This window comes from Caballeronia grimmiae (assembly GCF_000698555.1).
GTDB classification, from domain to species: Bacteria; Pseudomonadota; Gammaproteobacteria; order Burkholderiales; family Burkholderiaceae; genus Caballeronia; species Caballeronia grimmiae.
On the sequence record NZ_JFHE01000120.1, the window covers coordinates 1 to 1,252 of the forward strand.

2 protein-coding genes are annotated in these 1,252 nt (G+C 57.8%); both read left to right on the forward strand.

The window, feature by feature from the left end; translation table 11 throughout:
* Positions 1-39: 39 nt before the first annotated feature.
* A complete protein-coding gene (locus tag BG57_RS30875) occupies positions 40-444 on the forward strand; it encodes a hypothetical protein (RefSeq protein ID WP_035971109.1) in 405 nt (134 codons plus the stop codon).
* A gap of 238 nt (positions 445-682) precedes the next feature.
* The coding region (locus tag BG57_RS30880) for a hypothetical protein (protein ID WP_035971111.1) at positions 683-1,252 on the forward strand (570 nt) is incomplete at its 3' end.

Consider the following 1,252-nt stretch of genomic DNA (forward strand, 5'->3'; position numbering starts at 1 on the left):
CGATACTAGCTACGTTAAAGCAGATTATTAGGGGCGGTGATGGCGGGCGATCTTTTCGATGACGGTTGGCAGACGTGGACGCCGAGCCAAGCGAAGTCGATGTTTATGGCGGGTTTGGTGGACGACTTTTTTTGCACGCGTGTCCAGGACCACTGGTGCCTGATCTTCATGGTTGTGGGCGGCAAGGACAAGGAGCGGTTCTTCGCGCTACGTGGTGCGCGTGAGCAGGACAAGCGCAAGTATCGGCGCTTCAAGTCGCTCGATGCGGCCGTGAATGCTGCTAGCGAAGTGGGCTTTGATTGCCGCTCTATAGGGCCGCACAACATCACGGCCAAGCCGATCAAGCGCGCTTACGACGAGTTGGCTGAGAGGATGGGTGATCTGCTTCGCAACGAACGCAAACCCCGTCAAGGTCGCCCGCAGGGCGGCGAAGCGCAACCTTGACGGCCACAGGAGAAATACGCTCCTCGACAGAGGGGAGGGGTTGGAAACCCCACCCCTCTGCCGAGCGGCGAGCGATTTGATTTTGATTTGCAGCGGGATCGGTGGGACCCAAAGGTAAAAGCTTTTTTTTGCGCAGGCCGTGCAGGGCGGCGCAAAAGGAAAAGGCCCGGTGTGCAGCCGGGCCTTTGGGTTCCGAATTCAACCGGCTGGGAGCCAATAAGAACACGGAGATTGAGAGTTGACGGTAGGTCAATTTGAGCTTTTTGTCAACAGCGGCGAGGCGAAACCGCGCGCGCCCGCAGGGCGCGAGGACGCGCGCGGTTGCGGCGAAGCCGCCCTCGGTAAACTAACGAAATTTGCCGACAAACAGTCGGAGGTCCGCTGGACCGCGCCCGATCCTGAAACAGGGGAAGTGCTCCGGGTTCGTAATGTCGAGGGCCGGGACGGTTCCAATCGTGTGGAGTTGGTGACATACGATCAGGATCATGCCGACCTTGAACGTTGGTTGATGAAGCAAACTGCTCGGAGGCTGCTGTTTAAAGTCGAAGAGCGGGAAAAACGAAAGCGAGTTCCTTACTCGCAGCTCGTGTTAGCGCCATCGAACGGCGCGCCCTACCTGATTCACAACGGGCGGGAGGGTTTCAAGATCGAGCCTGTGCCTGGAGGAAAGAAGAAGGGCGCAGTGTTCCGTGTCATCAATTGCAGTCGCGACAAGATTAGGCGTTCCGATCTGGCTGAGGTTTGGTACTCGGATAAAAGCCAACGCGCTAGCTTTCATAAGCTAGGTGTCTGTGGCTCGGTGTGGACG